8 protein-coding genes and 1 pseudogene are annotated in these 7569 nt (G+C 61.8%); 5 read left to right on the top strand and 4 right to left on the bottom strand.

What is annotated here, in order from left to right:
- Positions 1–1150: TonB-dependent receptor (locus ACYVDE_RS10510; RefSeq protein ID WP_460501467.1), on the bottom strand; the 1150-nt coding region annotated here is incomplete at its 3' end.
- A 223-nt stretch (positions 1151–1373) separates the two neighbouring features.
- Here ACYVDE_RS10510 and tsaE point away from each other — a divergent pair.
- Both tsaE and ACYVDE_RS10520 read left to right on the top strand, forming a co-directional pair.
- Positions 1374–1811: a tRNA (adenosine(37)-N6)-threonylcarbamoyltransferase complex ATPase subunit type 1 TsaE gene (tsaE, locus tag ACYVDE_RS10515; RefSeq protein ID WP_460501468.1), complete on the top strand. Its 438-nt coding sequence runs from the start codon at positions 1374–1376 to the stop codon at positions 1809–1811.
- Between the two features lie 86 nt (positions 1812–1897).
- Positions 1898–3124, top strand: a complete 1227-nt coding sequence (locus ACYVDE_RS10520; RefSeq protein ID WP_460501469.1) for an alanine dehydrogenase — start codon at positions 1898–1900, stop codon at positions 3122–3124.
- 203 nt (positions 3125–3327) lie between these two features.
- Here the strand turns inward: ACYVDE_RS10520 and ACYVDE_RS10525 are convergent, their stop codons facing one another.
- From ACYVDE_RS10525 to ACYVDE_RS10535, 3 genes are all read right to left on the bottom strand, one after another.
- A complete protein-coding gene (locus tag ACYVDE_RS10525; protein ID WP_460501470.1) occupies positions 3328–4020 on the bottom strand; it encodes a RibD family protein in 693 nt (230 codons plus the stop codon).
- Between the two features lie 66 nt (positions 4021–4086).
- The gene (locus tag ACYVDE_RS10530; RefSeq protein ID WP_460501471.1) at positions 4087–5004 is read right to left on the bottom strand and encodes a flavin reductase family protein; all 918 of its coding nucleotides are present in this window, start codon (positions 5002–5004) and stop codon (positions 4087–4089) included.
- An 11-nt stretch (positions 5005–5015) separates the two neighbouring features.
- Positions 5016–5621, bottom strand: coding sequence for a hypothetical protein (locus ACYVDE_RS10535; protein ID WP_460501472.1), 606 nt, complete (start codon positions 5619–5621; stop codon positions 5016–5018).
- Positions 5622–5688: 67 nt separating this feature from the next.
- Here ACYVDE_RS10535 and ACYVDE_RS10540 point away from each other — a divergent pair, with 67 nt between their 5' ends.
- The 3 genes and pseudogenes from ACYVDE_RS10540 to ACYVDE_RS10550 all read left to right on the top strand — a co-directional run.
- A complete protein-coding gene (locus tag ACYVDE_RS10540; RefSeq protein ID WP_460501473.1) occupies positions 5689–6612 on the top strand; it encodes a zinc-binding metallopeptidase family protein in 924 nt (307 codons plus the stop codon).
- 86 nt (positions 6613–6698) lie between these two features.
- Positions 6699–7121 carry a transposase gene (locus ACYVDE_RS10545; protein ID WP_460501474.1) on the top strand — a complete coding sequence of 141 codons (423 nt, stop codon included), beginning with the start codon at positions 6699–6701 and terminating at the stop codon, positions 7119–7121.
- Between the two features lie 180 nt (positions 7122–7301).
- Positions 7302–7569: pseudogene (locus tag ACYVDE_RS10550) on the top strand (hypothetical protein); the annotation flags it as partial.

Here is a 7569-nt window from a genome sequence, read left to right on the forward strand (position 1 = left end):
CGCTGGGGCGGTCAACCACCTGTGTCACGGTCGAATGATATTGGCGGCTGGGCGCAGGCTGGCCTTCGTATTGCCGGGCCGCGCTGGTCGTCAGCAGGTCGGTTTGGCTGGCCAGGAGGGTACCCGCGGCCGCCAGCTGCGTGCGCTTGCTCAGGGCCAGGTCGACCCCCAGCTTGCCGGTGTGCGAGCGCAGGTGCGAGAGCTGCTCGTTGGCCAGCACGGTGCTAGCCGCTGGCAGCGTAGCCGTGGCGGCGTATTGCCGGTCGAAATCGAGCCGCAAAAAGCCTCGCCGGTCGGTATAAGCGTAGTTGCCGAACAGGTTCAGGGCCTTGCGCCGGTAGTTCAGCGTTGCACCAGTCGTAAACTTGCCGTATTCGCCGCGCCCATAGCCGAGGTTGAAGCTGCCGTTGGTGCCCTGGCGCTGGTCCTTTTTGAGCGAAATGGCGATGACTCCTGCGCCGCCCTGCGCATCGTATTGGGCGGGTGGGTTGGTAATCAGCTCGATGGCTTGCAGCTGCTCGGCGGGCAGCGACCGCAGGTAGTCGGCCAGCGCCGTGCCCGTTAGCGGCACCCGCCGGCCATCGAGCACTACCAGCAGGCCCTGGCGGCCCCGCAAGCCCAGCTCGCTGCCAGCATCCAGCGTCACGCCGGGCGCGCGGGTCAGCACATCGAGGGCCGTGGCCCCGCTGGAAAGCGGATTGTCGGCCACATTCACTACCGTACGGTCGGCCTGGTGCTCGTAAAGCGGCTTGCGGCCCGTCACGGTTACTTCCTGCAGGGCGGTGTTGGCACTGGGCCGGAGCACAATCGGCGGCAGCGTCAGCCCACCCGGCGGCACGGCCAGCACCGGGCTCCAGAAGCGCACAAAGCCCACCTGCGCCGCCGAAACCAGGTAGCGCCCGCCCGCGGGCGCCACGAAGTGGAACAGCCCTTGCGCATTGCTGAATTCCGTTTTCACCACTGCCGAATCGGCTGCTCGATGCAGGGTCAGCGTGGCGAATTCGACCGGTGCTCCGGCCGCGCCGTGCACGGTGCCGGTGAGAGTCGCCGGTTGTTGCGCGGCGGCAGCGAAGGGCAGCAGGGCCAGCAGCAGGGCCAGGGACCGCGTTTTCAGACCAGAGAAATGCAGCGACGGAGTAGAGTCGGGCATGAACGAAGGGTTAGGTAGAAATCGAGCGAAAGATACCTGCTAATGCCCTGCCCGGAAGTGAAGGCCAGTGTTGTGCGGTGCATCCTTGCGCATGCAGCCGTGGTGCCAGGTTGTTCGCGCTGAACGAATTATGCGGCGGGATAGGGCATAAAGATGCGGCCGGCCTGCTCGAATTCCAAAACCCGGGCGTCGCCGAGTGCGGCCGACGCGGTAAATTCGCCCCATGCTGCCTACCTCCATCGCCCTTGCTTCGCTGGCCGAGCTGCCGGCCGCCGCCGCGCAGCTCCGCGCCGCCATTGCCGATGCCGGCTGCCCCGTAGTCGCCTTCGAAGGCGAGATGGGTGCCGGCAAAACCACGCTCATTCGCGCGCTCTGCGCAGCCTTGGGTGTGGCCGACGATGTAAGCAGCCCTACTTTCTCTTTGGTGAATGAGTACCGCGACAGCCACGACCAGCCCGTGTATCATTTCGATTTCTACCGGATTGATTCGGAGGACGAAGCCGAGCGCATCGGAGCCAGCGAGTACTTCGATTCGGGATATCTTTGCCTGGTGGAGTGGCCAACTCGCGTGGCCGGATTATTACCAACGCCTTTCCTTGAAGTGCACATTGCCGTGCAGCCCGACGAGAGTCGGAAAATCGAATTAAAAATTATTGCTTAATAATTATGAACGGCTTCTGCTTCGCTCAGCTGTAACTAATTGATGGTGATTTCTAATTCTTAATTCATAATTTATAATTCAGCAAAATGCCCGAGCAGCTACCGTCCGGATTTGAGTCGCTGGCCACCAGCCGTGCCTACTTCACGCAGGAATCGATGCTGGCCGTGGAAACGCGCAAGCGCAAGCTGTTCATCGGCCTGCCGCGCGAAACCTCGCTCCAGGAAAACCGCCTCGGCCTCACGCCCGAAGCCGTGCAGCACCTCGTGAGTGCAGGCCACGAAGTAGTGATGGAGGCCGGCGCGGGCGAGCCCAGCAAGTACGCCGACCACGCCTATTCCGAAGCCGGCGCGCAGATTGCCTATTCGACGGAAGAAGTCTTTAAGGCCGACATTCTGCTGAAAGTAGCGCCGCCTACGCTCGAAGAAATTGAACTGCTGCACCCGGGCCAGACCCTGATTTCGGCCCTGCAAATGGGCTCGATGACGCCGGAATACATCGCGGCCCTCTCGCGCAAGAAAATCAACGCCATCGGCTTCGAGCTGATGAAGGACCCCAGCGGCGCCCGCCCCGTGGTGCGCGCCATGAGCGAAATCGCGGGCTCGACCGTGATGCTGATTGCGGCCGAATACCTGGCCCGCTCCAACGAGGGCAAGGGCATCATTCTGGGTGGTATTACGGGCGTGCCGCCGTCGCAGGTGGTCATTCTGGGGGCCGGCACGGTGGCCGAGTACGCCGCCCGGGCCGCCACCGGCCTGGGGGCCGAAGTGAAGGTGTTCGATAACCACCTCTACAAGCTGCGCCGCCTTAAGCATAACCTGGGCATGCAGCTTTACACCAGTACGTTAGATACGTTCGCGCTGAGCCAACAAATCCGTCGGGCCGATGTGGTGATTGGCGCGCTGGCCGTGGAAGATGGCCGCATTCCCTTCATGGTGCCCGAGGAAATGGTGGCCAGCATGGCCCCCGGCTCCATCGTCATCGACGTGAGCATCGACCAGGGCGGCTGCTTCGAAACCAGCGAGATGACCAGCCACAGCAAGCCGGTGTTCCGCAAATACGATGTGGTGCACTACTGCGTGCCCAACATCGCCTCGCGCGTGCCCCGCACCGCCACCAACGCCCTGAGCAACATCTTCACGCCCATCCTGCAGGAAATCAGCCAGCACGGCGGCATCAACGAGGTGCTGTTCACCAACGAGCATTTCCGCAGCGGCGTCTACATCTACCGCGGCTCGCTGACCAATGCGATGATTGCGAAGAAATTCAACCTGCGCTATAAGGAACTGGGGCTGCTGATTGCGGTGCGGAATTAGGGTTGCTGCAGGGGCAACTGTCCCAATAGAATCATTCGGTATCAGCCCACATCCTGTTAGTCCCAGCGGGGCGACCCATCGGTAGTAAGTCGTTGGATGAGAGTGATAAATCCCCTTCGGGGCTTCCGCTACGCCAGTCAGCATACAACTACCGATGGGCCGCCCCGCTGGGGCTGGCATTCGGTTGTCTACAACTCGGGTCACTACGCCGCCACTTTGTACCGCAGCCACAGGATGCCGTGTGGCCGCTGCTCGGCACTTAGCAGCTTGAATGCCACGGGAGGACCGGGCTTTTCGCCCTGCTCGAAAATAGTGGTCGAGGTAGCCGCGCCATCTACCACGGGAAAGTGTAGCAGGCTGAGCTCGTCAATCAGCCCGGCTTTGAGCAGAGAGCCGTTGAGGTGGCCGCCGCCTTCGAGGAGCAGCGTTTTGATAGGGAAGAAGCGGCCCAGCTTGTCGAGCACCAGCGCGAAATCAAGCTCCGTTTTGCCGCCAAACAGGTAGGAAACGCCCTTCTTGCGCAGGTAGGCGAGGTATTCGTCGCTCACCTGCTCGGTGAGGATGCTGATGAGGTGGTCGTCGTCGATGACGCCGGCTTTCCAGCCCAGCCTGCCGTGGGCATCGACGGCAATGGCGAAGGTGGAGGCGGTGTAGTCGGCCACGAAGTCCTGGCGGTCGAGCGGGTGGCTGACGGGCTGCAGGTCGGGGGCCAGGCCTTTAGTGAAGTCCTTTTCCATGGTCACGCGGCCGCACATCCAGGCGTCGGCCTCGAAGGTGGCGGCGGTGGCTTCGTACTCCTTGGTATCGGGGGCGGTGCCCCAGCGGCTGAGGATGGTGCGCCCGTCGAGCGAGCTCATCATGTGGCAGATAACGCGGGGTTTGGCGGATTTGGGCATGTCAGGCGGGGCAATTAAGGTTGAAGCAATTGCCGGGGTTAACGAAAAATGCCCCCGCGTGGTCAATTATTCCAGCTGCAGCAACGCCTTCCACGCCTCTACCAGCCGCCCTTCGGCCAGCAGCTGCCGCCCTAGTTGCAGCAACTGTTTCTTAAGCTCCGGAATGTCGTCGCCGTATTTATTGATTAGGTAAGCCACCATCGGCTCAGATTTAAATTCCTCCACCTGCGCGGGTGTGGGCAGGGCGTCGCGCTCGATATTGGCGAGGCGGCCCAACTCGTTGCCGGTGAGCACGTCGGAATTGCGAATAAAATCGGGTAACTGGTCGATGCCGATGCCAATGTGGCGGTTGGGTTTGGGCACTTCGAAGAGGCTGGCGCCGCTGGCCCGACAGTACCAGTCGCCGCCGAGGCGGGCCACTGCGTCGAGCCGGAACGGGTCGATGCCGGTAGCGTCGGGCAGCAGAATATCCTGGCGGAAGTGGGCGCGCACCACCCGGCAGATGATGAGGTTGCCGGCCCCATTATTTGTGCCCAATTCGATAATCTGCTCCACCACACACTCGAAGGCGGCGGGCGCTTCGGCCACGCGGGGCGGGCGCACCCGCTCGGAAGCCAGCTCGGTGAGGCCGGCTTTGGTGAATTCGTTCACGCCCTTTTCGTACTCGGTGCTGGCCAGCGACATCTGTTCGACCAGCGCGAAATCGCAGATATTGATAACGACTTCGGGCACCTCGCGCACGTTTTGCAGGGTGTGCTTCTGGGAGTTATCGCGCACGCGGTTGGCGGGCGAGAACACCAGGATGGGCGGGTTGGCGCTGAAGGCGTTGAAGAAGCTATAGGGGCTCAGGTTCACGCGGCCCTCGGCGTCGATGGTGCTGGCGAAGGCCACCGGGCGCGGGGCCACGGCTCCCACCATGAATGGATGCCACTGAGCGGGCGTGAGGTCGGCGGGCGTGAGGGAGTGGAACGTGGGGGTGGGCATGGGGCAGGAGTTTAGGAGCCCAAAGCTACGCCGGTACCTGCTGCATCGGGGAGCCGGCCCACCCATTCCCAGCCGGTTTGAACCCGCACCATAGGCGTGCCGTCCTCAGCCGTGAACGGCCAATAGTGCCGAAACTTCATTCCCATCGCCCAGTCATCCTGAAAATACTCCAACGTGCAGTCGTACCCCACTCGGTGCGTCGTCCACTGTAAGTCATTCACGCCCGGAATGCTGCGGTATTCCTGCGGAAAGGGGAGCATCACTTCTGGCTCGCTGTATCGCCCGTACCGGGCTATCCATTCCTCAATGCCAATGGTCAGGCGGGAATCAGCAAAATCCGGCTCTTTAATGCGGACGGCCAGGAAGTAGTCGTGCTCGTACTGCTGCAAGCTTTGGTGCCAACTGAAAAAGCCCGCCACCAGATGCGCCACCCACAGCCGGCGAATCGGGTAGGGCGGCTTTTCGTTCACGCGCCAGGGGGCGAGGCCCAGCCATTCGTAATCATAATGTTGCTTGGCTAAACCCGCAAAATCTATGGGGTTGACCGGAACGGCTGCCCGCAGCTGGTGGGCCCGCAGGTGACGACTGAAACCCCGTACTTTTTTCCTGTTCTTCATGAGGCGCGGTTTGGTTGCGCAATATGTAGCGTTTCAATAACTCTAGCTCTCAAGTTTGTCCCGCAATATGAAGCACGTTTTGCTCCTGGCTACTTTCCTGGTTTGGCATGCGGCAGCCAATGCCCAAACAGCCGACACCGCCCGGCTGCGCCAGCATCTGCTCCTGCTGACTACTACGCCACAGGCGCGCAACTACCAGCATCCGGCGGTGCTCGATTCGGTAGCGGTGTACCTGAGCCGGCGGCTGCGGGCCGCCGGCGCTTATGCAGTGGGCGAGCAGCCGTACGCTGTGCAGGGCCAAACTTACCGCAATGTGCTGGGCTCGTTCGGGCCGGCCGATGGCCCCCGGCTGATAATCGGGGCACATTACGATGTGTGCGGCGAACAGCCCGGGGCTGATGACAACGGCACCGGCGTGGCGGCACTGCTGGAACTGGCCCGGTTGCTGGGCCAGCAAACCCGCTTGCCCTATCGCATCGACCTGGTCGCTTATACCCTGGAAGAGCCGCCGTTCTTTCGCACTCCGCACATGGGCAGCTACGTGCACGCCGCGGCATTGAAGGCCGCCGACGTACCGGTGCGCGGCATGGTGGCGCTCGAAATGCTGGGCTATTACGACGACCGCCGGGGCTCGCAGCACTATCCCATCGGCCCCCTGAAATTCATCTACGGCAGCCGGGGCAACTACGTCACGGTGGCCCAGAAATTTGGCAATGGCCGGTTTGGGCGGCGTTTTGCGCGGCAGTACCGGGCAGTAGCTGCGCTGCCCGCAAAGCGCTTTAAAGCGCCGGCCTGGCTGCCGGGTATTGATTTCTCGGACCACCTCAACTACTGGAAATTTGGGTATCCGGCCGTGCTACTGACCGATACCGCGTTTTACCGGAATCGCGCCTACCACCAAGCTGACGATGCGCTGAACCGGCTCGATATGCGCCGGTTGGGCCTGGCTGTCGACGCCTTGGTAGCTACGCTGGTAAGTGGGGCGCTGTAAGCTTTGGCGCAAAGCATTTTTGCTAAACTGGTATATGTTTGCTAAATAGTTGTAGCTTTCGCCGCTTCCCCAAACGTTTGTGCTCTATGACTGCGCCCGCCTGCCCCAAATGCGATTCTACCGAAGCCACCAAAAGTGGCGTAATTAATGAGCGGCAGCGGTTTCGGTGCCGACAGTGTGGCTACCACTACACGGTGGCCAAGGTAGGGCGCGAGGTCGATAGCTACTACGTTATCAAAGCCTTGCAGCTCTACATCGAGGGCGTGAGCTACCGCGAGATTGAGCGCCTGCTCGGCGTGAGCCACGTGAGCGTGATGAACTGGGTGAAGAAATACGGGGTGAAAGCCCCGCGCCAGGCCGGTTATCACCCAACATACAAAATCCTCAATCACAAAGAGCTGGCCGAGTTTTTTCAGGTGCCGGGCAACTTGAAGGGGGCCGGCATGGTAGTGACGGAGCTCGGCGACAAGTTCATGGTCATTCGCTGGGAGCGGTTTCGGGCCGGGTAGGAGCGGGTAGCTATAGCGGCTTAGCAAAACGATAGCGGCCCGGTAGCTGGCGGCGCAGAAAAGGTGCTACTTCACCAAACCAACGGCTACGGCCGAAGGACTTGGCGCACCTGTTTCAGCAGCTGAGACTGAAGCAGGTGGCCGATGCACCGCGTTTCTGTTCCACCAACTATCCCACCCATGCGACACACTCGCTACGCGTTAGCCCTCGGGGGCTTGCTGCTGACCGGTACGGCTTTCGGCCAGGTTATTCCGCCCGCCACAGGCACAGCCCCGCCGCCGGCCGCCCCGGCTCCGCCGCCACCCGCGCCGGCCGCCCCGGCCAAATCGGCTGCTTACGGTCCGGGCATGAAGGTGAATCTATCGCCCGACGGCTCCAAATACCTGCGCCTGATGCTCTGGACGCAGGTGTACGCCCGTTACAATGAGAACAACACCGGCACGCTAC

This window comes from Hymenobacter agri (assembly GCF_054778495.1).

What these genes read in the sequence shown, in the direction of transcription:
- tsaE (WP_460501468.1), top strand. Translation starts at nt 1,374, where the DNA reads ATGCTGCCTACCTCCATCGCCCTTGCTTCGCTGGCCGAGCTGCCGGCC.
- ACYVDE_RS10520 (WP_460501469.1), top strand. Translation starts at nt 1,898, where the DNA reads ATGCCCGAGCAGCTACCGTCCGGATTTGAGTCGCTGGCCACCAGCCGT.
- ACYVDE_RS10525 (WP_460501470.1), bottom strand. Translation starts at nt 4,020, where the DNA reads ATGCCCAAATCCGCCAAACCCCGCGTTATCTGCCACATGATGAGCTCG.
- ACYVDE_RS10530 (WP_460501471.1), bottom strand. Translation starts at nt 5,004, where the DNA reads ATGCCCACCCCCACGTTCCACTCCCTCACGCCCGCCGACCTCACGCCC.
- ACYVDE_RS10535 (WP_460501472.1), bottom strand. Translation starts at nt 5,621, where the DNA reads ATGAAGAACAGGAAAAAAGTACGGGGTTTCAGTCGTCACCTGCGGGCC.
- ACYVDE_RS10540 (WP_460501473.1), top strand. Translation starts at nt 5,689, where the DNA reads ATGAAGCACGTTTTGCTCCTGGCTACTTTCCTGGTTTGGCATGCGGCA.
- ACYVDE_RS10545 (WP_460501474.1), top strand. Translation starts at nt 6,699, where the DNA reads ATGACTGCGCCCGCCTGCCCCAAATGCGATTCTACCGAAGCCACCAAA.